Below are 23,766 nucleotides of genomic sequence, written 5' to 3'. Positions count from 1 at the left end.
ATGGAGCTGGTCGTCGGGCGCGTGGTGAAAGCGCACGGCATCACCGGTGAGGTCGTCGTGGAGGTTCGCACCGACGATCCGGACAGCAGGTTTGCGCCCGGCACCAGGCTGCGCGCCAAGCGACCGCGGGACGGTGGTCCAGCGCGCAGCTACGTGGTCGAGGGTGCACGCGACCATGGTGCGCGGCTGCTGGTGCGATTGGCCGGCGTGACCGACCGCGACGCCGCCGATGCGCTGCGCGGCAGCGTATTCGTCATCGACTCCGATGAACTGCCGCCGATCGACGAGCCGGACACTTTCTACGACCATCAACTGGAAGGCCTTCGGGTTCGCACGGTGACGGGGGAGCAGGTCGGCGTGGTCGCGGAGGTGTTGCACACCGCCGCGGGTGAATTGCTGGCCGTCAAGCGGGATTCCGCCGAGCTGTTGGTGCCGTTCGTCAGCGCCATCGTCACGTCGGTGTCCCTGGACGACGGCGTGGTGGAGATCGATCCGCCCGAGGGCCTACTGGATCTGGGCTGAGCCGTGCAAATCGACGTAATCACGATCTTCCCGGACTATCTGGATCCGTTGCGACAATCGTTGCCGGGCAAGGCGATTGCGTCGGGCCTGGTCGACCTGAAGGTGCATAACCTGCGGCGCTGGACCCACGACGTGCACCACTCGGTCGACGACGCACCCTATGGCGGTGGCCCGGGCATGGTGATGCGGGCGCCGGTTTGGGGCGATGCGCTCGACGAAATCTGTTCGGGTGAGACGTTGTTGGTCGTTCCCACACCCGCAGGTGAGTTGTTCACTCAGGCCACCGCTGCGCGCTGGAGCGCCGAAGCGCACCTGGTGTTCGCCTGCGGCCGGTATGAGGGCATCGATCAACGGGTCATTGAGGATGCGGCTAAGCGGCTGCGGGTAGTGGAGGTCTCCATCGGTGACTATGTCTTGCCCGGGGGAGAGTCAGCGGCCGTTGTGATGATCGAAGCGGTACTGCGGTTGCTGCCCGGCGTGCTGGGAAATCCCGCCTCGCACCAACAGGATTCGTTCTCCTCGGCACAGGAGCGGCTCTTGGAGGGGCCCAGCTACACGCGGCCGGCCAGCTGGCGTGGCCTCGACGTCCCGGAGGTGCTGCTTTCCGGTGACCATGCCCGAATCACGGCCTGGCGCCGGGAAGTCTCGCTGCAGCGCACGCGGGACCGACGACCGGACTTGGCTCCCTGACGCTCAGATCCGGCCGTTGGGAAATATCGTTTTGACCGCCTCGGTGATGGTGGCGCGGGCGGTCGCGTCATCGGAGGGCTGCAGCGACTCGATCACCATGATGTAGCGGTGGTCCGAGCCGATGATGCCCGTCGACAGGTGCATCCAGTCGGCGCCGATACAGCACATCCAGCCCTGCTTGACGGCTACCGGTTCGGCGTACAAACCGTCGGGGATGCCGAAACGTTGCGGATAGCCGTCGATTCCGGTGGGGGTGGACTGGGCCAGGTCGTTGACGATGATGCCGGCCCGCGCCGGCGGCAGTCCGCCCGAGCCGTCGAGCAGCATCTCGTAGTAGCGGATTAGGTCCTGCGCCGAGCTGATGGTGTTCCACCAGCGCCCGTCACTGGGCGGTGCGGTCGATCCCAGTCCGTACCGTAGGGCGACCGAAGTGATAATGGCGTCGCCGCCGCCTTGATCCCAGAATCTTTCCGCTGCGCCGTCATCAGATGACTGCAGCATGGTGTCCAGCGCCTGATGGTCCTCGGCCGTGAGCGCGGTCCTGCCCGCGGATTCCTGCAGCAGCAGATTGTCGGCAATGAAGAGCTTGGCCACCGACGCGGTAGCAATGATCTGAGTGTTGCCGTTCGATACCAGTTGGTGGGTCGCGCGGTCGAAGACGGCCACCGAAAGGGTCGCACCCCTGGCAGCGGCCGCGGCGGTTGCCTGCTCGATGCGTTCCTGGACCCCGCTGAGTCCACCGCTGATCGGGGGCAGCTCTGCGGGTACGCCGAGCGGCGTGACAGCGCGCAGCAGCAGTTCGACCAGCTGTTCTTGGGGTTGGGCCGGAGTTTGCACTTGAGAGGAGCTGGGCGCGGCCAGGCTGAACGCATTCGCGTGGACTTTCGCCTCACAGCCCGCGACCACCACCAACGTCACCCCCGCCGCGGCGGTGAGCAGCGTGAGCGGCCGTGCTCGCATTCTCTCCTCCGACATCACGAAAATCGTCCAGGTGGCGGCCGCTCTGCCGTTTTGAGCCTTAAGGCCCCGGGTGTCACGCGAAGCTTCGGGTTCGATTCGGCGCAGCTGACCCCAGTCATATGTACCATTTGCAGGCGCTTTCGGCCGGTCGCGAACCACGCTAGTTTCCTGTGATTTTCACTGCATGCGTACCGTCTGGCACAATTGACCAGTTGTCTCCAGCGGCTGCCGGTCGGCTGGGCTGTTACTAAGCCAATTTCCGGCCGCTTTCCCGCCTGCTGCGAGACGCACCCAGAAGCCCGTACCCATCGGCTTGGTAGACCGTCGCACACGCACGGTTGACCAAGCCGCGACCCGCGAGGAAGTGTCTTTCCAATGAACAGGCTGGACTTCGTCGACCAGGCGTCGCTGCGCGACGACATCCCGGCCTTCAGCCCGGGCGACACCATCAACGTGCACGTCAAGGTCATCGAGGGCGCCAAGGAACGTATCCAGGTGTTCAAGGGAGTAGTGATCCGGCGTCAGGGCGGCGGCATCCGGGAGACGTTCACGGTGCGCAAGGAGAGCTACGGTGTGGGCGTCGAGCGGACATTCCCGGTGCATTCGCCGAACATCGACCATATCGAGGTGGTGACCCGTGGTGATGTCCGTCGCGCCAAGCTGTACTACCTGCGTGAACTCCGCGGCAAGAAGGCCAAGATCAAGGAGAAGCGCTGACCCCGCAGGCCTCGGCGGCCATTTCGGCCGCCCGGTGCTGGCTACGCTGATCTCGTGACCGAGACCACGGACTCTCCATCGGAGCGCCGGCCTGAGACTGGAAAGTCGCAGCCCGGTGACGCTGACCCGCAGGACGGGACTGAACAGGTCAACGACACCTCAGCCGCGAAATCGGAGCCGACCACCGAGGACGACGAGTCCGAACCCGCCAAGCGGTCCACGCTGCGGGAGTTCGCCACTCTGGCGGTGATCGCGGTGGTGCTCTACTACGTCATGTTGACGTTCGTGGCGCGCCCTTACCTGATTCCGTCGGAATCGATGGAGCCCACGTTGCACGGATGCGCGACGTGCACTGGCGACCGGATCCTGGTCGACAAGCTCACCTACCGTTTCAGCTCACCCAAGCCCGGCGACGTCATCGTGTTCAAGGGCCCGCCGTCGTGGAACGTCGGCTACAAGTCGATCCGGTCTTCCAACACCGCGATCCGCTGGGTGCAGAATGCGCTCTCATTCATCGGTTTCGTGCCTCCCGACGAGAACGATTTGGTCAAGCGGGTAATAGCGGTCGGCGGCCAGACCGTTCAGTGCCGCGCCGACACGGGTTTGACGGTCAACGGCAAACCTCTGAAGGAGCCCTACCTCAATCCGGCCACAATGATGGCCGACCCGTCGGTGTATCCATGCCTGGGCAGCGAATTCGGGCCGGTCACCGTCCCGCCGGGGCGGCTGTGGGTGATGGGCGACAACCGAACCCACTCGGCGGATTCGCGCGCCCACTGCCCGATGCTGTGCACCGGCGATGCGATGGGCGGGACCGTTCCGGTGGCCAACGTCATCGGCAAGGCCAGGTTCATCGTGTGGCCGCCGACGCGATGGGGTGGCGTGGGGTCGGTGAACCCGCAACAGGGCCAGTAGCGATGGCTCCCATATGAATAAGACCTGGCCGCCGCGGACGGTGATTCGCAAATCATCCGGCTTGCGCACCCTGGAGTCCGCGCTGCACCGCGGCGGTCTGGGCCCGGTGGCCGGGGTCGACGAGGTGGGCCGCGGGGCGTGCGCGGGTCCCTTGGTGGTCGCCGCCTGTGTACTCGGCCCCAATCGGCTGGAAAGCCTTGCTGCCCTTGACGATTCGAAGAAGCTGACGGAGAAGGTGCGGGAGAAGCTGTTCCCGCTGATCTGTCGCTATGCGGTGGCGTATCACGTGGTGTTCATTCCCTCAGTCGAGGTAGACCGCCGCGGCGTCCACGTGGCCAATATCGAAGGCATGCGGCGGGCGGTGGCCGGTTTGTCGGTGCGGCCGGGCTATGTGCTCAGCGACGGCTTCAGGGTGCCCGGACTTCCGGTGCCGTCGCTGCCGGTGATAGGTGGCGACGCGGCGGCCGCCTGCATCGCCGCGGCCAGCGTGCTGGCCAAGGTAAGCCGGGACCGGTTGATGGTCGCGATGGACGCCGAACACCCGGGGTACGGGTTCGCCGAACACAAGGGGTACAGCACGCCGGCGCACAGCCTCGCGTTGACCCGGCTGGGTCCCTGCCCGGAGCACCGCTACTCGTTCATCAATGTGCGACGGGTTGCGACCCGCTCGGATGGCCGGGTGCTGGCCGAATACGAAGCCGAATGCAAACCGGACCCTCCGGCCGCGGGCGGCGAATACCGGTGAGCAAAGATGAGACAACAGTTCCGGGAGAAGGACGTCTGAGCAGATGAGTGCGGAAGATCTCGAAAAGTACGAAACCGAGATGGAGCTCTCGCTGTATCGCGAATACAAGGACATCGTCGGCCAGTTCAGCTACGTCGTGGAGACCGAGCGCCGCTTCTATCTGGCGAACAGCGTCGAGATGGTGCCGCGCAACGCCGACGGTGAGGTGTATTTCGAGCTGCGGCTTGCCGATGCCTGGGTGTGGGACATGTACCGGCCGGCGCGCTTCGTCAAGCAGGTGCGGGTGGTCACCTTCAAAGACGTCAACATCGAAGAGGTTGAGAAACCCGAGCTGCGATTGCCTGAATAGCTCAGTCGGCCGTCGGCAGCTGACCGCGGGCGTCGATGACTTTGCGGGCGACGTCAGCCAGCTTGATGTTCAGGCTCTGCGAGTGGCGCCGCAGTAAGTCGAAGGCTTCGTCCTCGCTGAAATTGTGCAGCAGCATCAGCATGCCGACCGCCTTGCCGATTTCGCGGTTGCTGATCAGTCCTCGCCGCAGGCTGCCGGCGTCTTCGCCGTGAGCGACGGCGTTGATGGCGACGCTGGCAAACGATGCCAATACCGCCGCTCGCCCCGCGGACTCGGTGTCGAAGCTGTTGGCCTTTTCGCTGAACAGGTTCAGTGCTGCGCCTTTGCGTTTGTCGATCAGCAGCCGAAATCCCATGGCGCCGCGCACCGGCGTTTCTTCGACGAGCCGGGCCGCGAACTTGGGCCACTGGTTGGGTGTCGTCAGGTCCGTTTCGATTTGGGGCGTTTCTTCTTCGATGGCGTCGATGCAGGGGCCGTCGCCGGCAAGGCGCTCCAGATCATCGATTCGCTGCGCGAGCCGGTCGCTGGCACCCACGGTGACGTAACGATCGTTCTGGCGCACCAGCAGACTGGCGTGATCGCACCCCGGGACGATTAGAGTCGCGGCAACACAGATGGCCGCATACATCTCGCTGGCGTCCAAGCCTTGATAGATGATCTCGGCGAGGGCAGCGAAGACCGTTGCCGGGTCCGCGGTTGTCCCGCCTGGTGATGAGACAGCCTTCGATTCGTCCGCCACGTTGCCCTCCTTTCGGCTGTCGTCTGGTGCCACTGTTGACGTGCATACCTGGCCGTAGACTATCCGTCGCCGAACATAACCTCATACCCCGACAGCGCGTTCCAAATCTTTGAGCGATGTTTCCAGATGACCGAGCATGTGCTGCAGGTGCGGCACGCTGCGCCGGCAGCCGACGATTCCGAAGTCGAGGTTTTCGGCGTTGGTGGTGACGGTGATGTTCATCGCCTGGCCATCCAGGGCGATCGAGAGCGGATAGTTGCCGGTCATCCGCGCGCCACGCCAATACATCGGGTCCGAGGACCCCGGCACGTTCGAAATCACGATGTTGAACGGTGGGGGTGCGCTTGCTACAAAGCCCGGAATCAGTGCGAAGACCAACCCGCCGGTGAGGAAACCCGACAGGGCCAGTTGCTGCACCCGAGGCAGCTGGGTGAATACCTGCTTGGCGTCGCGCATGGAGGCATTGATCGCGTGCAGGCGTGTTCCGGCGTCGTCGGCGTCGGTGTTGAGGTTGCACAGCACGGTGCCGACCATGTTCCCGCCGCCGTCGATTTCGTTTTCCTTACGCAGGCTCACCGGAACCATCGCGACCAACGGAGCCTCGGGCAGGGCGTTTCGTTCGAGCAGATAGCTACGCAGCGCACCGGCGGACATCGCCAGCACGACGTCGTTGAAGGTGACGTCCGCGGCGGCCTTGACGGCCTTGATCCGCTCGATTGACCACGATTGGGCGGCGACGCGCCGCGCGCCTCCGATCCGGACGTTGAACATCGTCTTGGGCGCCCGGAACGGCAGGGTCAGTTGTTGCTCGAGCAGCGCGGCGCGCGCCAGCGACAGCGTCGACGGTGCCAGGACCGCCGCCGAGTCCAGGGCGCGGGACAGCATCTGCAGAGGCGAGGCGTTCCGGCCCGAGCTACCACGCGGCTTGCGGGGCTTCAGCGCCCAGGGCACGCGGACCTCGTCGTCGCTGGGATCACTGGTGAAGGCACGCTGCATCAACTTCTGGGCGGAGACGCCGTCCTGCAGCGAGTGGTGGAATTTGATGTAGACCGCATAGCGCCCGTCATTGAGTCCCTCGACCAAATGCGCTTCCCACAGCGGCCGGTGCCGGTCCAGCAAGCTGCCGTGCAGCCGCGACGCCAACTCCAGCAGTTCTCGTACCCGCCCCGGGCGGGGCAGGGCCGAACGGCGAAAGTGATAGTCCAGCTCGACGTCGTCGTCGAAGGACCAGGCCAGGTTGGTAATCGGACCCAGAAAAGCCGGGTGCTTGCGGAACGTGGGCTGCACGTCGGTGCACCGCAACATCGATTCGTAGGCCTCGGTCACAAAGCCGTCGTTTGCCTCCCCGGGGGCCTCCTCGGGCGGCTCGAAGAGCTGCAGGCTGCCCACATGCATCGGATGTTCGCGCGATTCGCCGAGCAGAAACATCGCATCCGCCGGTGCTATCAGCTGCATGGTTGGCCTCCCGAAGTCGTGATGTATTCCGACGGGATAACCACGTCCAGCGGCTTGCACACATGTGCCTCGCCGGGGCGCGGCGTTTGGGCCTGGGCGGGCGCGGGAACACCAGTTCGGGTGGGACTCACTGTGGCCGTCACCGGTCCGACAGGCGAAATCGGTCTTTCGGCGGTTACGGCCTTGGAACGCGATCCCACCGTGCAAAAGATCATCGGCATGGCGCGCCGGCCCTTCGATCCGTCGATGCTGGGCTGGGTGAAGACCATCTATCAGCAGGGCGACATTCTCGACCGCGAGGCGGTGGACGCGTTGGTCGCACAGGCCGACGTGGTGATCCACTTGGCGTTCATCATCATGGGCTCGCGCGAAGAGAGCGCGCGTATCAATTTGCAGGGCACGCGCAACGTGTTCGAGGCCACCGTTGCCGCGCAGCGGCCTCGTCGTCTCGTCTACACATCCTCGGTGGCCGCATACGGCTACTACCCGGATAACCCGGTACCGCTCACCGAAGATGTACCGGCACGTGGTTGCCCGGAGCATTACTACTCCGAGCAGAAGGCCGCATGTGAGGCGGCGCTTGCCGAAATCACCAAAGGTTCCTCGCTGGAGGTCTTCGTTTTGCGACCGTGCATCGTCGCCGGACCCGAGGCGCACGCGCTGTCCGACGCGATGCCATGGAAGCAGCTGCCGGCCCCGATCCGTGCGGTGGCCAGAGCGCTGCCCATGTTGAAGCCGGTGGTGCCGGATGCGGGCTTTCCGATGCAGTTGGTGCACCACGACGACGTAGCGACCGCCATTGCGCTGGCCGCGACGGCACCGGCACCGCCCGGCGTGTACAACATCGCCGGTGACGGCGAGGTGACGGTCACCGACGTCGTAAGAGCGCTGGGCGGCCGGCCCGTGCGTGTCCCCGCCGCCGCTGCTTCGGCGGCGTCCGCGGCGATCTCCCGGCTGCCCTTCCTGCCGTCCGCGGTGGAATGGCTGCACGCCGCGCGGGCATCGGTCGTGATGGACACCAGCAAGGCGCAGCGGGAACTCGGCTGGCACCCGACGCATTCCTCGGCCGAGACCTTGGCGTCGCTGGCCGCTGCAGTGTAAGGGCCAATCGCGGTACCTTGAGGCCGTGAGAGTACAAGGCTCAGCTGGCGGCGCATTTGGCGACATACCCGCCGATTACGACGAGCATGCGGTGACAGTCTCGCCGCGCAAACACGAGGCGGCGGGTGTGCGGGCCGTGCTGGTGTCGCTGCAGCGTGGACTGCAGCAGATGGGTGCGCTGCGCACCGCGGCTGCGCTGGCCCGGCTGAATCAGCGCCACGGCTTCGACTGCCCGGGGTGTGCATGGCCGGAGGAGCACGGCGGCCGCAAGCTGGCCGAGTTCTGTGAGAACGGCGCCAAGGCCGTCGCCGAGGAAGCCACCAAACGCACGGTCACGGCGGAGTTCTTCGCGCGGCACTCGGTCAGCGAGCTATCCGGCATGCCCGAGTACTGGCTCTCTCAGCAAGGGCGCCTGGCTCATCCGATGGTGTTGCGTCCTGGCTCAGCTCATTACCGGCCGATCAGCTGGGACGACGCTTACCAGTTGATCGCCGAGCAGCTGGGCGGCTTGGACAGCCCGGATGAGGCGGTGTTCTACACCTCAGGACGCACCAGCAATGAAGCCGCCTTCTGTTATCAGTTGCTGGTCCGCAGCTTCGGCACCAACAACCTGCCCGACTGCTCCAACATGTGCCATGAGTCGTCGGGCTCGGCGTTGACCGAGTCGATCGGCATCGGCAAGGGGTCGGTCACCGTCGACGACGTCGCGCATGCCGACTTGATCCTGATCGCCGGGCAGAACCCCGGCACCAACCATCCGCGCATGCTGTCGATTCTGGAAAAAGCAAAGGCCAACGGCGCCAAAATCATCGCGGTCAACCCATTGCCGGAAGCCGGACTGATCCGGTTCAAGGATCCGCAGAGGGTGAAAGGTGTTGTGGGACACGGCGTCCCGATCGCCGACGAATTCGTGCAGATCCGCCTTGGCGGGGACATGGCGCTGTTCGCCGGGTTGGGCAGGATTTTGCTGGATGCTGAGGACCGCGCACCGGGAACCGTCGTCGACCAGGCATTCGTCGACGCGCACTGCGCCGGGTTCGACGAGTATCGGCGCGCGACCTTGCAGGTGGACTTCGACACCGTGCTCGAGGCCACCGGCGTCGAGCGCGCCCAACTCGAGCGGGTCGCGGCAATGCTGATGGCCTCGCAGCGCACCGTCGTGTGCTGGGCGATGGGTCTTACTCAGCACACCCACGCGGTGGCCACCATCGGGGAGGTCACCAACCTGTTGCTGCTGCGTGGCATGATCGGAAAGCCCGGCGCGGGGGTGTGCCCGGTTCGTGGGCATTCCAACGTGCAGGGCGATCGCACCATGGGCATCTGGGAGCAGATGCCCGAGGAGTTCTTGGTGGCGCTGGATCGCCGGTTCGGCATTGTCAGCCCGCGCCGGCACGGCTACGACACCGTTGCCGCGATCCGCGCCATGCGCGACGGGCAGGCCAAGTTCTTCATGGGGATGGGCGGCAACTTCGCGTCGGCCACCCCGGATACCGGCGTTACCGAGGCGGCCTTGCGCAATTGCGCTCTCACCGTTCAGGTTTCGACCAAACTCAACCGCAGCCATCTCGTGCACGGCCATACTGCGCTGATCCTGCCGACGCTGGGGCGCACCGACCGGGATATCCGTGGCGGACGTAAACAGCTTGTGTCAGTTGAGGATTCGATGTCCATGGTGCATCTGTCGCGGGGCAGTCTGCAGCCGCCCAGCGACCAGGTGCGCAGCGAGGTCGAAATCATCTGCCGGCTGGCCCGCACGCTGCTGGGGCCCCAGCATCCGGTACCGTGGGAGCGGTTTGCCGCCGACTACGACAGCATCCGTGACGCGATCGCCGCGGTGGTGCCTGGCTGCGACGACTACAACCGCAAAGTGCGCCAGCCCGACGGCTTCCAGTTGCCGCATCCACCGCGGGATGCACGCGAATTCCACACCAGCACGGGCAAAGCCAACTTCGCGGTCAACCCGCTGCAGTGGGTGCCGGTGCCGCCAGGCCGGCTGGTTTTGCAGACCCTGCGCAGTCACGACCAGTACAACACCACGATCTATGGGCTCGACGACCGCTATCGCGGGGTGAAGGGCGGGCGCCGGGTGGTATTCGTCAACCCTGCCGACATCGCGTCGCTGGGCTTGCGCGCAGGCGACCGCGTCGATTTGGTGTCGGAGTGGACCGACGCTGACTCGCGGTTGCAGGAGCGTCGCGCCAAAGACTTTCTGGTAGTGGAGTATTCGACTCCAGCCGGCAATGCCGCCGCCTACTACCCGGAGACCAATCCGCTGGTGCCGCTTGATCACACCGCGGACAAATCAAACACCCCGGTCTCCAAGGCTGTCATCGTTCGATTGGAACCGGCGTCTTAGTGGGACACGTAACGGCGCGCCGCCGCGTAAAGCATCTCAGCGCCGGTCAAGCGGTCACCCGGGCGGAGACTCTAGCCGTTGAGGAGCCGCTGGAGATCCGCCTCAACGGGATGCCGGTCACCGTGACGATGCGCACTCCGGGCTCCGATATCGAACTGGCACAAGGCTTTCTGCTGACTGAAGGCGTTATCACACGCCGCGAAGACGTGCTGACCGCGCGCTACTGCGACGGGCGCGGCGAGGACGGCGCCAACACTTACAACGTTCTCGACGTAACACTGGCGGACGGGGTCGACCTGCCAGACCTCGATGTGACCCGCAACTTCTACACCACCTCATCGTGTGGGGTCTGCGGCAAGGCATCGCTGGAAGCGGTGCGCCTGATCAGCCGGTTCTCACCCGCCGAGGATCCCGCTACCGTAAGCGCCGCCACTTTGAAGGCTATGCCGGACCAATTGCGCAGTGCGCAAAAGGTTTTCGCCAGTACCGGAGGGTTGCACGCCGCGGCGCTGTTCGGGGTGGACGGCGCGATGCAGGCCGTGCGCGAGGACATCGGCCGGCATAACGCCGTGGACAAGGTGATCGGCTGGGCGCTGGAGCAGGACCGGATACCCCTGGGGGCCGCGGTGCTTCTGGTCAGCGGCCGCGCGTCGTTCGAGTTGACCCAGAAGGCACTGCTGGCCGGTATTCCGGTGCTGGCCGCGGTGTCGGCGCCGTCGTCGCTGGCCGTGTCGCTGGCCGAAGAGTCCGGGATGACGCTGGTGGCTTTCCTGCGTGAGGACTCGATGAACGTCTACACCGGGGCCGACCGGATTACTTAGCGTCGTCTTCGAGTGTGTATCCACGGCGGCGGAATCGCGGCGGTGACGCCCTGAGCGCACTCTCAAAGCTGTTGGTGCACATTTGAACCGGGCTTGTGGATAGACCCGCGAGTGTGGACAAACGTCGCCGCAACGGCCCGCTTTGGATCCGGACGGGCCGGTGTTGTCGGGTCGGGCGTGCAACCTGGCCGCATGACGACCTTGAAGACAATGACCCGGATCGAGCTGGGAGCTCTGGGCGAGGCGCTCGCGGTGGACCATCTGACCGGGATGGGGTTGCGGATCTTGCACCGCAACTGGCGCTGCCGCTATGGCGAACTGGATGTGATCGCTTGCAACCCGGCCACCGCCACCGTGGTGTTCGTGGAGGTCAAGACGCGAACCGGTGACGGCTACGGCGGGCTGCCGCACGCAGTGACCGACCGAAAGGTGCGACGGCTGCGCCGGCTGGCCGGGTTGTGGTTGGCAGGGCAGGACGAGCACTGGGCGACGGTCCGCATCGACGTGATCGGAGTGCGAATCGGCCGGCGCCGGACACCGGAGATCATGCATCTGCAGGGCGTCGGCTGATGGCGCTGGGACGTGCGTTCTCGGTCGCGGTGCGTGGATTGGACGGCGAGACAGTCGAAATCGAGGCCGACATCACCTCCGGGCTGCCGGGCGTTCATCTGGTCGGACTACCCGATGCCGCGTTGCAGGAGTCCCGTGACCGGGTCCGGGCGGCGGTAACCAATTGCGGTAACCCCTGGCCGATGGCGCGGCTCACCCTCGCACTGTCGCCGGCGACGCTGCCGAAAATGGGATCGGTCTACGACATAGCGCTGGCCGCGGCGGTGCTCTCGGCGCAGCGGAAGAAGCCGTGGCACCGGCTGGAAAAGACCGTGCTGCTGGGGGAGTTGTCGCTGGACGGACGGGTCCGGCCGGTGCGCGGGGTGCTGCCCGCCGTGCTGGCCGCCAAACGCGACGGCTGGCCGGCCGTCGTTGTTCCGGCTGACAACCTGGCCGAGGCCAGCCTGGTCGACGGCATTGAGGTGTGGGGGGTTCGTACCCTGAAGCAACTACAGAGCTGGCTCAGCGGGTCGGCCGGCCTTAACGACCGGATCGCAGCGACAACTCCGGCCGACGAGGCCACGGTGGATCTGGCTGACGTGGTCGGGCAATCGCAAGCCCGGTTCGCCGTCGAGGTGGCCGCGGCCGGGGCGCATCACCTCATGATGACCGGTCCGCCCGGCGTCGGTAAAACCATGCTGGCGCAACGCCTTCCGGGATTGTTGCCGCCGCTGACCGAGAGCGAGTCGCTAGAGGTCACCGCGATCCATTCGGTGGCCGGCCTGCTATCCGGACAAACGCCGTTGATCACCCGGCCGCCGTTCGTCGCGCCGCACCACAGTTCTACCGTTGCCGCGCTGGTCGGTGGCGGCTCGGGAATGGCGCGCCCGGGTGCGGTCAGCCGCGCGCATCGCGGAGTGTTGTTCTTGGACGAGTGCGCCGAGATCAGTCTGAGCGCGCTGGAAGCGCTGCGGACACCGTTGGAGGACGGTGAAATTCGCCTGGCCCGCCGCGACGGCGTGGCCCGCTATCCGGCGCGCTTCCAGCTGATCATGGCGGCCAACCCGTGTCCGTGCGCACCGACCGTTCCGCAGGACTGCATCTGTGCGGCCGCCGCGAAACGGCGCTACCTCGGCAAGTTGTCCGGTCCGCTGCTGGACCGGGTGGATTTGCGGGTGCAGATGCATCCGGTGCGGGCGGGTGCGTTTTCGCCCGCCGACGGGGAGTCGACGATGCAGGTGCGCCAACGGGTTGCCATGGCGCGCGACTCAGCTGCCCAGCGGTGGCGAGCGCATGGGTTCTCCACCAACGCCGAAGTCAGCGGGTCATTGCTGCGCCGCAAGTTCCGTCTCGGCAAGGTTGCGATGGACCCGTTGGGTAAGGCGTTGGACAGCGGTTTGCTGAGCATCCGCGGCGTGGACCGCACGCTGCGCGTCGCGTGGAGTCTGGCCGATTTGGCCGGCCGAACTTCGCCCGGCATCGAGGAAGTCGCCACAGCGTTGAGTTTTCGGCAAGGAGGAGCACAGCGATGACCGATCCCGCAGCGCGCGCTTGGGCCTATCTGTCCCGTGTGGCCGAACCGCCCTGTGCGCCACTGGCCGCCCTGGTGCGACGCATAGGCCCGGAAGAGGCGGCCGACCGGGTCCGGCGCGGACTGGTCGATCAAGCGGTGGCCCAGCACACCGAGGCCAAACGCGAAATCGACCACTCCGCAGCAGATCTCGAGCTGGTCGCCCGCCGCGGCGGACGATTGATCACACCCGACGATGATGAGTGGCCGGGTTTGGCCTTCACCGCATTCTCGGGTTGTGCGGCGCGGGACAGGCCACGCGGCGGGCCGCCGATGGTGTTGTGGGCGCTCGGCCCGGCACGGCTGGATGAGGTTGCCGACCGCGCCGTCGCCATGGTCGGCACCCGGGCCGCGACAGCCTACGGCGAACACATGACGGCCGAGCTGGCAGCTGGATTGGTCGAGCGCGACATCGCGATCGTCTCCGGCGGCGCCTACGGCATCGACGGCGCAGCGCACCGGGCGGCGCTCGCTTCCGACGGTGTCACCGCGGCGGTCCTGGCCGGCGGGCTCGACCTCTTCTACCCGTCCGGGCACTCGGCGCTGCTGCATCGCATTGCCCAGCACGGGCTGGTGTTCACTGAATACCCGCCCGGTGTGCGCCCGGCCCGGTACCGGTTCCTCACCCGCAATCGTCTGGTGGCCGCGGTCGCGGGAGCAGCCGTGGTGGTGGAAGCGGGGCTGCGCAGCGGCGCGGCGAACACGGCCGCCTGGGCGCGGGCATTGGGCCGGGTGGTGGCCGCGGTCCCCGGGCCGGTGACGTCGTCGGCGTCGGCCGGGTGTCATGCGTTGCTGCGAAACGGCGCGGAGCTGGTCACCCGCGCCGCCGACATCGTGGAGCTGGTCGGTCGCATCGGTGAGCTGGCGGCCGACGAGCCGCGACCTGCCACACCCCTGGACGGGCTCGGTGAGCCCGAACGGCAGGTGTACGAGTCGTTGCCGGGCCGCGGCGCGGTTACCGTCGATGAGATCGCCGTCGCCGCGGGCTTGCCGCCAGCCCAGGTGCTGGGGCCGCTGGCGATCCTCGAAGTGGGCGGCCTGGCAGAGTGCCGCGACGGTCGCTGGCGAATCGTGCGTGCCGGTCGCGGCACGGCTTCGGCCAGGAGTCCAGCAACCCGACTCGTATAGTCGACTGCGGGTTGGGTACTAGACAGGAGGACAAGTGGCGGGTCGACCCGTGCAGGGCTTTGAAGTCGTCGGTACCCAACAACTGGCGCCGCACATGGTGCGGGTGCTGATTGGCGGCAAGGGCTTCGATGGCTTCACTCCCAGTGACTTCACCGATTCCTACGTCAAGTTGGTGTTCGTCGCCGACGATGTCGAGGTCGCCGCGCTACCTCAGCCGTTGACGATCGACAGCTTTGCCGACCTACCCCCGCAGAAGCGGCCGTCGGTGCGCACCATCACCGTTCGCCGCGTCGACCCGGCCGCCCGGCAGATCGCCCTGGACATTGTGACGCACGGCGATCACGGCGTCGCCGGCCAATGGGCGGCCGCAGCACAACCCGGCCAGCCGATCTACCTGATGGGACCTAGCGGCGCCTACGCACCCGATCCGGCCGCCGACTGGCATCTGTTGGCCGGCGATGAATCCGCCCTGCCCGCCATCGCCACCGCGCTGGAAGCGTTGCCGGCCAATGCAATCGGCAAGGCATTCATCGAAGTCGCCGGCCCCGATGACGAGATTGCCCTGACCGCGCCCGAATCCGTCGAAGTGAACTGGGTATACCGCGGCGGCCGCGCCGATCTGGTACCCGAGGACCGCGCCGGTGATCACGCGCCGCTGGTCGAGGCGGTGACCACCGCACAGTGGCTGCCGGGAAAGGTCCAGGTCTTCATTCACGGTGAGGCGCAGGCCGTCATGCACAACCTGCGTCCTTACATTCGCAAAACGCGGGGCGTAGAAGCGAAGTGGGCCTCGTCGATCTCCGGCTACTGGCGGCGCGGGCGCACCGAAGAGACGTTCAGGCAGTGGAAGAAGGAACTGGCTGAAGCGGAGGCCGGGGCTCAGTAGCGTCATAGCGCGTAACGGCTGGCATTCTCGACGCATGGCGTTCGGGGACTACCAGATCGAGATCTACTTCCAGGGCCTGGCCGGGATAGTGCCGCAGCTGCCGATGGCGTTCGCGGAATTGGAGGCCAAGGCCGAGATGGCATTGCCGCCGTCGGTGTGGTCGTACGTCGCCGGCGGAGCCGGCGACGAGCGCACCCAGCGCGTCAATCGGGATGCCTTCGATCGGTGGGGCCTGATGCCGCGCATGCTCGTCGGGGCTACCGATCGTGACCTCACCGTCGAGATGTTCGGCTTGACACTGCCCTCTGCGCTGTTCATGGCGCCGATCGGAGTGATCGGGCTGTGCGCCCAGGACGGCCACGGCGACCTGGCCACCGCACGCGCGGCCGCCCACACCGGCGTCCCGATGGTGGCCTCGACGCTGACTGTGGACCCCATGGAAGACGTCGCCGCCGAATTCGGCGACACCCCAGGGTTTTTCCAGCTGTATACCCCCACCGACCGCGAGGTGGCGGCCAGCCTGGTCCAGCGTGCCGAAGCCGCCGGCTATAAAGGCATCGTCGTCACACTCGACACCTGGGTCACCGGCTGGCGGCCCCGCGATTTGAGCACCGCTAACTTCCCCCAGCTGCGCGGCCATTGCCTGGCCAACTATTTCAGCGACCCCGTCTTCCGGGCCAGCCTGCAGCGCCCGCCCGAGGAAGACCCGCAGGGCGCCACGCTGCGCTGGGCGCAAATCTTCGGAGCGCCGTTGACCTGGGACGACCTGGGCTGGTTGCGTTCGCTGACCGACCTGCCGCTGATTCTCAAGGGCATCTGCCATCCCGACGACGCCCGGCGCGCCAAGGACGGCGGCGTCGACGGCATCTACTGCTCCACCCACGGCGGCCGGCAGGCCAACGGCGGCTTGCCCGCGGTGGACTGCCTGCCCGGCGTGGTCGAGGCGGCCGACGGGTTGCCGGTGCTGTTCGACTCGGGCATCCGCAGCGGCGCCGATGTCATCAAGGCGCTCGCGCTGGGCGCAACCGCCGTCGGCGTCGGGCGGCCGTACGCTTACGGCCTGGCCCTGGGCGGCGTCGACGGCATCGTGCATGTGCTGCGCATGCTGCTCGCCGAAACCGACCTGATCATGGCCGTCGACGGATACCCCAAGCGCAAAGATCTCACCCCGGACACATTGCGGCGCGTCGGCTGAGCCCGGGGCCGTGCTGCCTGCGACTGTGAACAAGTGCCCGATAACAGCGAGGCGATCCTCGAGGAGTTCGACGAATACCTGGAACTCCAGTGCGGCCGCTCGGCACACACCCGGCGCGCGTATCTGGGCGACCTGCGCTCGCTGCTGGCATTCCTCGCCGATCGTGGCGCTGCACTGGACGGACTGAGCCTGCCGGACCTGCGCGCGTGGCTGGCAGCTGCCGCCGGCGCCGGGGCCGCGCGGACGACGCTGGCTCGGCGCACCTCGGCGGTCAAGGCCTTCACCGCGTGGGCCGCGCGCCGCAACCTGTTGGCCAGCGATCCCGCCGCTCGACTCCAAGTGCCCAAGGCGCATCGAACCCTGCCGGCGGTGCTGCGGCAGGATCAGGCGCTGGCGGCCATGACCGCCGCGAAATCCGGTGCTCAGCAAGGCGATCCGCTGGCGTTGCGAGACCGGCTGATCGTCGAATTCTTGTATGCCACCGGGATCCGGGTGAGCGAACTGTGCGGCTTAGATGTCGACGACATCGACACCGGGCATCGGGTGCTGCGAGTACTCGGTAAGGGCAACAAACAGCGCACGGTGCCATTCGGGCAGCCGGCCGCCGAAGCGTTGCGCGCCTGGCTGGCCGACGGCCGTCCGGCGCTGGTAACCGCGGAGTCCGGGCCGGCGTTGCTGCTGGGCGCGCGGGGCCGGCGCCTCGACGTGCGGCAGGCGCGCACGGTCGTGCACCAGACGGTTGGCGCAGTGGATGGCGCGCCCGACATGGGGCCGCACGGATTGCGGCACAGCGCGGCCACTCATCTCCTCGAAGGCGGCGCTGACCTGCGGGTCGTTCAAGAATTGCTCGGCCATTCCAGTCTGGCCACCACGCAGCTCTACACCCATGTCGCGGTGAACCGGTTGCGGGCGGTGCACGATCAGGCACATCCGCGCGCGTAGTGCGCCCAACGGGCCTAACCGTCGAGTGTGCGCAGGCGGCTTCGAGTGTGTACTGAGGGTGGGATTCTGGCCTGTCGGCCGCCATAAACGCACTTTCAAGGCCGTAAATGCGCACCCGATGCGTGCTCGAGGCCGTCGAGCGGTTTGAGCCGTATCGGCGTGGTCGCCAGCAGGCCCAGCGGATCGACATAGTCAGCGCGCGAAGCCGGGCCCCACATGGCGCCCCAATGCAGACATGCCTGAGCCGGGCAGCCCGGATGCCCGGCCACCAGCTCCCCGATCGCAGTCTGCGCCGTCACCTGCTGACCGGCCCGTACCCTCGCGCGCACCGGCTCGTAGCTGGTGTGCAGGCCACCGGGGTGCGCCAGCGAAACGACCGGGCGCCCGGCCAGCATTCCGGCGAACACCACCGTCGCTTCACCGGCCGCATACACCGGCTGACCTGCGACTCCGGTCAAGTCCACACCGCGATGTCCGGGATGCCAATCTGGAAACGGCGCGTCGAAGGCACCGACGACGTCCGGCGGCGGCCGCAGTGGCCAGTCCAGCCGCACATCGTCGCCTCTAGCGGGCGGCGCGCAGATCAGCGCCCAGCACAAAAGCAGCACCATCCGTCGCACCCGGTCAGTCCAGTGCATCCACCGCGGCGAGGCCACTCACCGCTGTGGACAAACCACCAGTTGGTGCGGTGTAAACTTCTGCACGCAGCTCGCATCAGTGGGCTGACTTCGCGTGTCTGCACCGCGACTCCCGTTGCACTAGGAGTTCGCATCGCATGCCGGGCGGTCCCTTAACAGGGTCCGGCATCGCCGCAGACACCAGGGCCCGGCCTCACCCGATGCCGGGCGACAACCGAGAAAAGGAATGGCCGACAATGGCTGTTGTAACCATGAAGCAGCTGCTTGACAGCGGCACCCACTTCGGGCATCAGACCCGTCGCTGGAATCCCAAGATGAAGCGGTTCATCTTCACCGACCGCAACGGCATCTACATCATCGATCTGCAGCAGACGCTGACCTTCATCGACAAGGCGTACGAGTTCGTCAAAGAGACCGTCGCCCACGGTGGATCGGTGCTGTTCGTCGGCACCAAGAAGCAGGCGCAGGAGTCCGTCGCCGCCGAAGCGACCCGCGTCGGCATGCCGTATGTGAACCAGCGCTGGCTGGGCGGCATGCTCACCAACTTCTCCACCGTGCACAAGCGGCTGCAGCGGCTCAAGGAACTTGAGGCCATGGAGCAGACCGGCGGCTTCGAGGGCCGCACCAAGAAGGAGATCCTGGGCCTGACCCGGGAGAAGAACAAGCTGGAGCGGTCCCTCGGCGGTATCCGCGACATGGCCAAGGTGCCATCGGCGATCTGGGTCGTCGACACCAACAAGGAGCACATCGCCGTCGGCGAGGCCCGCAAACTGGGCATCCCGGTCATCGCGATCCTGGACACCAACTGCGACCCCGACGAGGTCGACTACCCGATCCCGGGCAACGACGACGCGATTCGTTCGGCGGCCCTGCTGACCAAGGTGATCGCCTCCGCGGTCGCCGAGGGCTTGCAGGCCCGTGCCGGGCTGGGCCGCGGCGACGGCAAGCCGGAGGCCGATGCGGCCGAGCCGTTGGCCGAATGGGAGCAGGAGCTGCTGGCGTCCGCAACGGCAACCGCCGCAGCGACAGCCGACCCGGCCGCAGGCGACACCGAACCCACGACCGACCCCTCATAGGAAGGCTGACCATTGGCGAACTACACCGCTGCCGACGTCAAGCGACTTCGGGAGCTGACCGGCGCCGGCATGCTCGACTGCAAGAACGCCCTGGTCGAAACCGATGGCGACTTCGACAAGGCCGTCGAGGCCCTGCGGATCAAGGGTGCCAAGGATGTCGGCAAGCGTGCTGAGCGGGCAACGGCCGAGGGGCTGGTCGCGGCCAAGGGCGGCGCGCTGATCGAGTTGAACTGCGAGACGGACTTCGTCGCCAAGAACGCCGAGTTCCAGCAGCTGGCCAATAAGGTCGTGGAAGCCGCCGTGTCCTCGAAGGCCACGGATGTCGACGCGCTCAAGGCCGCCAAGACCGGCGACGAGACGGTTGAAGAGGCCGTCGCTGCGTTGTCGGCGAAGATCGGCGAAAAGCTGGAACTGCGCCGGGTGGCGATCTTCGACGGGACCGTGGAGACCTACCTGCACCGGCGCTCTGCCGACCTGCCGCCGGCGGTGGGGGTGCTGGTCGAGTACAGCGGCGACAATGCAGAGGCCGCGCACGCGGTCGCCCTGCAGATCGCCGCGCTCAAGGCCCGCTACCTCACCCGCGATGAGGTGCCCGAGGACGTCGTGGCCACCGAGCGGCGCATCGCCGAGGAGACCGCCAAGGCTGAAGGCAAGCCGGAGCAGGCGCTGCCCAAGATCGTCGAAGGCCGCGTGACCGGCTTCTTCAAGGACACCGTGTTGCTCGAACAGCCGTCGGTGTCCGACAACAAGAAGACGGTCAAGGCCCTGCTCGACGAGGCGGGGGTGACAGTGACGCGGTTTGTGCGGTTTGAGGTCGGTCAGGCCTAGGCGGCGCTAGCGTCACATATATGCCCCGCATACACGCTTTCGGAGACGATGCCCTAGGTGACCTCGACGCGGTCGCTCTAGCCGAGGAGATCCGCTCGGGTCGAGTCAGCCGGGCCGAACTCGTCGACGCCGCCATCGCGCGCGCCGAAGCGGTCGATCCCACGCTCAACGGCTTGGCGTACGCGGCTTTCGATCAAGCGCGTGCCGCTGCGTCGCGCGACGTGGAGGGGTTCTTCAGCGGGGTGCCGACGTTCATCAAGGACAACGTCAAGGTCGCCGGACTGCCGTCGATGCACGGCACCGACGCGTGGCAGCCCTACCCGGCGGCCGCCGACAGCGAGATAACCCGTGTGTTGCTGGGCAGTGGTCTGGTGGCGCTGGGCAAAACGCAGATGTCGGAGTTCGGTTTCAGCGCCGCCGCCGAACATCCCCGGCTGGGACCGGTGCGTAATCCGTGGAACCCCGACCACACCGCGGGCGCCTCGTCGTCGGGATCGGGGGCGTTCGTCGCTGCCGGCGTGGTGCCGATCGCACACGCCAACGACGGCGGCGGTTCCATTCGCATCCCGGCCGCCTGCAATGGACTGGTGGGCCTCAAGCCATCGCGCGGACGGATGCCGCTGGACCCGGAGTATCAGCGGCTGCCGGTGAGCATCGTGGCCAACGGCGTGGTAACCCGTTCCGTCCGTGATACGGCGGCCTGCTACCGGGAGGCCGAGCGCATTTGGAGCAACCCCAAACTGCCGCCGATCGGCGACGTGACCCGGCCGGGCAAGCAACGGCTCAAGATCGCGGTGGTTACCAATTCGGTCCAGCGCGACGCGAGTCCGGAAGTACGGGAATTGACCTTGAAGGCCGCCGCGCTGTTGGAGGAACTTGGCCATCGCGTCGAATACATCGACAACACCTGGGTGCCGGCCAGCTTCGTCGACGATTTCGTGCTGTATTGGGGTCTGCTGGCGCTGGGCCAGATCGCCACCGGGCGCCGCACATTCGGCAACACCTTTGACCGCACCCGGCTGGACACGCTGACGCTGGGGCTGGCCCGGCACACCAAGCGCAACCTCCACCGGCTGCCGCTGGCGATCACGCGGCTGCGCTGGCTGCACCGGCGCAGCGCGCAGTTCTTCGCCGGTTACGACGCCCTGCTCACGCCGACACTCGCCGAGGTGACCCCGCAGGTCGGTTACCTGGCGCCCAACGACTACCAGCAGGTGCTCGATCGGCTGTCCAACTGGGTCGCGTTCACGCCGCTGCAGAACGTGACCGGGGATCCTGCGATTTCGCTTCCGCTGGCCCAATCCGCGGATGGCCTCCCGGTCGGCATGATGCTCTCAGCCGATATCGGTCATGAGGCCCGGCTGCTGGAGCTGGCCTATGAGCTCGAAGAGGCCCGGCCCTGGGTCCGGATTCACACCTCCTGAACCACCTGTCCTGCTGAGCCCTCGGACCCACGGCTTTTCGCGCCTCGGTTCTACCCGCCTCATCGCGGGCAATTTCACTGCTTGCGGGTCACGAGCAGAGGAGGTCTGACGCCCGGCGGCGGGTTCCAGGGCGGCGTGGTGTCGGCCGCAGGTTTGCATTCGCTCTATGTCACAGGAAGTTTCAGAGCCTTGGACCGGCTGCGGCCGGTCAACGTCTTCGATATCGGGGACGCGCTGGGGCGGCGGCGCTCGTGATGATCGGGCTGGCCGGGGTGGTGGCCGGCGGGGGTGTTTCTACAGCATCTATTGCCGACCGGCACGCTGGGCAACCTGTTTTCGGGTGGATCGGTGGCCCTGCCCAACATCGCAGTGGGTGTGGAGGTGGCCTGCCGGATGACGGTGTTGCTGACGCAATTTCTCGCCCAGGAGATAACCAGCGTCAAGGAGGATGCCAGCCGGTGAGTGTCCATCCCTACTGCGTGGCGGCTTGGCTGGTGTTGATCAGAGCGTTCGGAATTGTCCGCAGCCGCAATCTGATTCACGCAGTGGTGTGCCTGTCGGTGGTCCAGTTCGGCACCTATGTGCTGCTGGCCGTGGGGTTCCGGCGCGATTCCGTGCCGCCGAGATTCAGTGGGCCGAACGTGCCGCATCCAAACCTCGTGGTTGACCCGGTGGTACAAGCGATGACGTGACCGACATCGTGATTCAGGCTGACTGTGACGGCATTGCTGGTGGCGGCCGGCGATTCAGATCCACAAACGCCACGCAAGGCTGGACCCCGATGAGCTGTCCGCACCGCGCGGCGACCCGGCTGCTCAGATCCTGCCGCTGCTGGTCGCGGTTCCCCTGGTAACGGTCTGCGTGCTGCTGGCCGGCAGCCACCGGGTGTCGCGCGCGGCACCAGCTGGCTCGCCACGTGCCGCGGTATCGTGGGCGTTCTTGGTGGTCGGGGTGGTCGGGGTGGTCACGGCGGTCATCGGAGCGGTGATGTGCCTGTTGCAGCGGCACCTCAAGCGGCTGCTGGCTTCCTCGAAGATCGGCCACCTTGGACTGCTCCTGGTCGCCGCGGCCTCCCTGCGCCCCGACGCGATCGGCGGCACCGTCATCTACGTGATAGCCCATGCCGGCGCCAAGTCGGCACTGTTCTTACTGGTGGGCGTCCTGCTGGATCGCTACCAGACGGTCGATGAGCCGGAGTTGTCCGGGCGCGGGCGCGGCCAGTGGGTGCTCGGCGGGCTGTATCTGGTGGCAGCGGCTGCCCTGGCCGGACTGCCGCCGTTCGGCACTGCGCTGGGCAAGTCGATGAGCGAGGAAGTGCTCGGCTCGGGTTGGGGTTCGGCGTTGTTCGTGTGCGTTGCGGCGGCGACCGCCGGTGCGGTGCCGCGTGCCGGTGTGCGGTGTTTCACCGGATGGGGCCGTGACGCAGAAGTATCAAGCGGCCAGCACGGCGGCGAAGAACCCAGCAGAGGGGAGGAGGAACCAGACACCAGACTGAGCAGGACACCGCCCACGTTGGAGAACTGGAAGCTGGCTGGCCCGGACTTGTCGGGCTGGACGAGTTTCCGCGCTGCGCTGAAGGTATGCGGGAGGGTCGGCTGTCGCTGGATCAGGTCGGGTCGTTGCGGCGCGCGCTGGCGCGGGGTCTGATGAGCATTACGCGCAGTTGGCGCGCAGTGCCACGGTCAGCCAGTTGCGCACCGCGGTCAGCCTGGAGCCACGACCCGACCCGGCTCCCGCGCCCGCGCCGCAGCCCTCGATCACCAAGAGCAGCGATGAGGAGTTCACCTGCTGGCGGATCAAACTTCCCCATGTCGAGGCGGCCAAGTTCGACGCCGCCCTGCAATCTCATCTGGATGCGCTGTTCGCGCAGTGGAAGCGCGATCACGGCAATCGCCAGGGCGGGTCCCATCAGCGGCCTCCGCTGCCCAGCACCGTGGATGCCTTCCTGCGGCTGGTCGAGGCGGGATGGGATGTTGAGGCCACTGGCCGGCCCCACGGCCAGCACACCACCGTGGTGGTCCATCTCGATGTCAAGGAACACATCGCCGCGCTGCATCTGGGTCCGCTGCTGTCGGCCGAGGACCGCCGGTATTTGACCTGTGATGCCAACTGTGAAGTGAGCCCGGGCTCGCTAGCGCGCCCGGGCTCACTTCACAGTTG

At 66.7% G+C, this 23,766-nt stretch carries 24 protein-coding genes and 4 pseudogenes; 23 read left to right on the top strand and 5 right to left on the bottom strand.

What is annotated here, in order from left to right:
- Both rimM and trmD read left to right on the top strand, forming a co-directional pair.
- Positions 1 to 522: a ribosome maturation factor RimM gene (rimM, locus tag AWC27_RS10455; protein WP_085670423.1), complete on the top strand. Its 522-nt coding sequence runs from the start codon at positions 1 to 3 to the stop codon at positions 520 to 522.
- Positions 523 to 525: 3 nt separating this feature from the next.
- Positions 526 to 1,212, top strand: a complete 687-nt coding sequence (trmD, locus tag AWC27_RS10450) for a tRNA (guanosine(37)-N1)-methyltransferase TrmD (RefSeq protein WP_085670422.1) — start codon at positions 526 to 528, stop codon at positions 1,210 to 1,212.
- Positions 1,213 to 1,215: 3 nt separating this feature from the next.
- Here trmD and AWC27_RS10445 read toward each other — a convergent pair whose 3' ends face one another.
- Positions 1,216 to 2,172, bottom strand: a complete 957-nt coding sequence (locus AWC27_RS10445; protein ID WP_085670421.1) for a serine hydrolase — start codon at positions 2,170 to 2,172, stop codon at positions 1,216 to 1,218.
- 375 nt (positions 2,173 to 2,547) lie between these two features.
- Between AWC27_RS10445 and rplS the strand changes: the two genes are divergently transcribed.
- The 4 genes and pseudogenes from rplS (at position 2,548) to AWC27_RS10425 (ending at position 4,898) form a co-directional block, all read left to right on the top strand.
- Positions 2,548 to 2,889, top strand: coding sequence for a 50S ribosomal protein L19 (rplS, locus tag AWC27_RS10440; protein WP_012393605.1), 342 nt, complete (start codon positions 2,548 to 2,550; stop codon positions 2,887 to 2,889).
- 54 nt (positions 2,890 to 2,943) lie between these two features.
- On the top strand, positions 2,944 to 3,804 hold the full coding sequence (lepB, locus tag AWC27_RS10435) for a signal peptidase I (protein ID WP_085670420.1): 861 nt from the start codon (positions 2,944 to 2,946) through the stop codon (positions 3,802 to 3,804).
- A 13-nt stretch (positions 3,805 to 3,817) separates the two neighbouring features.
- Positions 3,818 to 4,559: pseudogene (locus AWC27_RS10430) on the top strand (ribonuclease HII).
- Between the two features lie 33 nt (positions 4,560 to 4,592).
- On the top strand, positions 4,593 to 4,898 hold the full coding sequence (locus AWC27_RS10425) for a DUF2469 domain-containing protein (protein ID WP_012393608.1): 306 nt from the start codon (positions 4,593 to 4,595) through the stop codon (positions 4,896 to 4,898).
- Position 4,899: 1 nt separating this feature from the next.
- Here the strand turns inward: AWC27_RS10425 and AWC27_RS10420 are convergent, their stop codons facing one another.
- Positions 4,900 to 5,637 (bottom strand): GAF and ANTAR domain-containing protein, encoded by a 738-nt coding sequence (locus AWC27_RS10420; protein WP_085670458.1) that lies wholly within the window; start codon positions 5,635 to 5,637, stop codon positions 4,900 to 4,902.
- Positions 5,638 to 5,718: 81 nt separating this feature from the next.
- Positions 5,719 to 7,092 (bottom strand): WS/DGAT/MGAT family O-acyltransferase, encoded by a 1,374-nt coding sequence (locus tag AWC27_RS10415; RefSeq protein ID WP_085670418.1) that lies wholly within the window; start codon positions 7,090 to 7,092, stop codon positions 5,719 to 5,721.
- A gap of 120 nt (positions 7,093 to 7,212) precedes the next feature.
- Here AWC27_RS10415 and AWC27_RS10410 point away from each other — a divergent pair, with 120 nt between their 5' ends.
- The 9 genes from AWC27_RS10410 (at position 7,213) to AWC27_RS10370 (ending at position 17,640) form a co-directional block, all read left to right on the top strand.
- Positions 7,213 to 8,193, top strand: coding sequence for an NAD-dependent epimerase/dehydratase family protein (locus AWC27_RS10410; RefSeq protein ID WP_085670417.1), 981 nt, complete (start codon positions 7,213 to 7,215; stop codon positions 8,191 to 8,193).
- Entirely contained in the window at positions 8,183 to 10,549 is a 2,367-nt protein-coding gene (locus tag AWC27_RS10405) for an FdhF/YdeP family oxidoreductase (protein WP_211281603.1), read from the top strand. Before AWC27_RS10410 ends, AWC27_RS10405 begins: the two co-directional genes overlap by 11 nt.
- Positions 10,549 to 11,370 (top strand): formate dehydrogenase accessory sulfurtransferase FdhD, encoded by an 822-nt coding sequence (fdhD, locus tag AWC27_RS10400; RefSeq protein WP_085670415.1) that lies wholly within the window; start codon positions 10,549 to 10,551, stop codon positions 11,368 to 11,370. The genes AWC27_RS10405 and fdhD overlap by 1 nt, the downstream gene beginning before the upstream one ends.
- Positions 11,371 to 11,562: 192 nt before the next feature.
- Positions 11,563 to 11,940, top strand: coding sequence for a YraN family protein (locus AWC27_RS10395; protein WP_085670414.1), 378 nt, complete (start codon positions 11,563 to 11,565; stop codon positions 11,938 to 11,940).
- Positions 11,940 to 13,451 carry a YifB family Mg chelatase-like AAA ATPase gene (locus AWC27_RS10390; protein WP_085670413.1) on the top strand — a complete coding sequence of 504 codons (1,512 nt, stop codon included), beginning with the start codon at positions 11,940 to 11,942 and terminating at the stop codon, positions 13,449 to 13,451. Before AWC27_RS10395 ends, AWC27_RS10390 begins: the two co-directional genes overlap by 1 nt.
- Positions 13,448 to 14,617 carry a DNA-processing protein DprA gene (gene dprA / locus AWC27_RS10385; RefSeq protein ID WP_085670412.1) on the top strand — a complete coding sequence of 390 codons (1,170 nt, stop codon included), beginning with the start codon at positions 13,448 to 13,450 and terminating at the stop codon, positions 14,615 to 14,617. The genes AWC27_RS10390 and dprA overlap by 4 nt, the downstream gene beginning before the upstream one ends.
- A gap of 34 nt (positions 14,618 to 14,651) precedes the next feature.
- Positions 14,652 to 15,503, top strand: a complete 852-nt coding sequence (locus AWC27_RS10380) for a siderophore-interacting protein (RefSeq protein ID WP_085670411.1) — start codon at positions 14,652 to 14,654, stop codon at positions 15,501 to 15,503.
- 34 nt (positions 15,504 to 15,537) lie between these two features.
- Positions 15,538 to 16,698, top strand: a complete 1,161-nt coding sequence (locus AWC27_RS10375; RefSeq protein ID WP_085670410.1) for a lactate 2-monooxygenase — start codon at positions 15,538 to 15,540, stop codon at positions 16,696 to 16,698.
- A gap of 33 nt (positions 16,699 to 16,731) precedes the next feature.
- Entirely contained in the window at positions 16,732 to 17,640 is a 909-nt protein-coding gene (locus AWC27_RS10370; protein WP_085670409.1) for a tyrosine recombinase XerC, read from the top strand.
- Between the two features lie 137 nt (positions 17,641 to 17,777).
- On the opposite strand, the pseudogene AWC27_RS10365 reads toward AWC27_RS10370, so the two are convergent.
- A pseudogene (locus tag AWC27_RS10365) lies at positions 17,778 to 18,278 on the bottom strand (M23 family metallopeptidase); the annotation flags it as partial.
- Positions 18,279 to 18,514: 236 nt separating this feature from the next.
- Here AWC27_RS10365 and rpsB point away from each other — a divergent pair.
- The 6 genes from rpsB to AWC27_RS10340 all read left to right on the top strand — a co-directional run bounded on the left by rpsB (position 18,515) and on the right by AWC27_RS10340 (position 22,298).
- Complete coding sequence (rpsB, locus tag AWC27_RS10360; protein WP_085670456.1) at positions 18,515 to 19,354, top strand: 30S ribosomal protein S2; 840 nt, start codon at positions 18,515 to 18,517, stop codon at positions 19,352 to 19,354.
- Between the two features lie 12 nt (positions 19,355 to 19,366).
- Positions 19,367 to 20,182, top strand: a complete 816-nt coding sequence (gene tsf / locus AWC27_RS10355) for a translation elongation factor Ts (protein ID WP_085670408.1) — start codon at positions 19,367 to 19,369, stop codon at positions 20,180 to 20,182.
- A gap of 20 nt (positions 20,183 to 20,202) precedes the next feature.
- The gene (locus AWC27_RS10350; RefSeq protein WP_085670407.1) at positions 20,203 to 21,606 is read left to right on the top strand and encodes an amidase; all 1,404 of its coding nucleotides are present in this window, start codon (positions 20,203 to 20,205) and stop codon (positions 21,604 to 21,606) included.
- A gap of 81 nt (positions 21,607 to 21,687) precedes the next feature.
- A complete protein-coding gene (locus AWC27_RS10345) occupies positions 21,688 to 21,861 on the top strand; it encodes an MnhB domain-containing protein (RefSeq protein WP_085670406.1) in 174 nt (57 codons plus the stop codon).
- Positions 21,862 to 21,894: 33 nt separating this feature from the next.
- Positions 21,895 to 22,068: a hypothetical protein gene (locus AWC27_RS30940; RefSeq protein WP_169726751.1), complete on the top strand. Its 174-nt coding sequence runs from the start codon at positions 21,895 to 21,897 to the stop codon at positions 22,066 to 22,068.
- Positions 22,065 to 22,298 carry an NADH-ubiquinone oxidoreductase chain 4L gene (locus tag AWC27_RS10340; RefSeq protein WP_211281602.1) on the top strand — a complete coding sequence of 78 codons (234 nt, stop codon included), beginning with the start codon at positions 22,065 to 22,067 and terminating at the stop codon, positions 22,296 to 22,298. Before AWC27_RS30940 ends, AWC27_RS10340 begins: the two co-directional genes overlap by 4 nt.
- 123 nt (positions 22,299 to 22,421) lie before the next feature.
- On the opposite strand, the gene AWC27_RS31945 is transcribed toward AWC27_RS10340, so the two are convergent.
- Complete coding sequence (locus AWC27_RS31945; protein ID WP_245846987.1) at positions 22,422 to 22,574, bottom strand: hypothetical protein; 153 nt, start codon at positions 22,572 to 22,574, stop codon at positions 22,422 to 22,424.
- On the opposite strand from AWC27_RS31945, the pseudogene AWC27_RS31940 reads away from it, so the two are divergent.
- Positions 22,549 to 22,908 (top strand): annotated as a pseudogene (locus tag AWC27_RS31940) (proton-conducting transporter transmembrane domain-containing protein); the annotation flags it as partial. The gene AWC27_RS31945 and the pseudogene AWC27_RS31940 overlap by 26 nt on opposite strands.
- A 248-nt stretch (positions 22,909 to 23,156) precedes the next feature.
- A pseudogene (locus AWC27_RS10335) lies at positions 23,157 to 23,766 on the top strand (DUF222 domain-containing protein); the annotation flags it as partial.

Source organism: Mycobacterium szulgai, from assembly GCF_002116635.1.
Classification (GTDB): Bacteria; Actinomycetota; Actinomycetes; order Mycobacteriales; family Mycobacteriaceae; genus Mycobacterium; species Mycobacterium szulgai.
The sequence above is the reverse complement of the archived record's forward strand: the minus strand, read 5'-3'. Positions and strand labels throughout refer to the sequence as shown.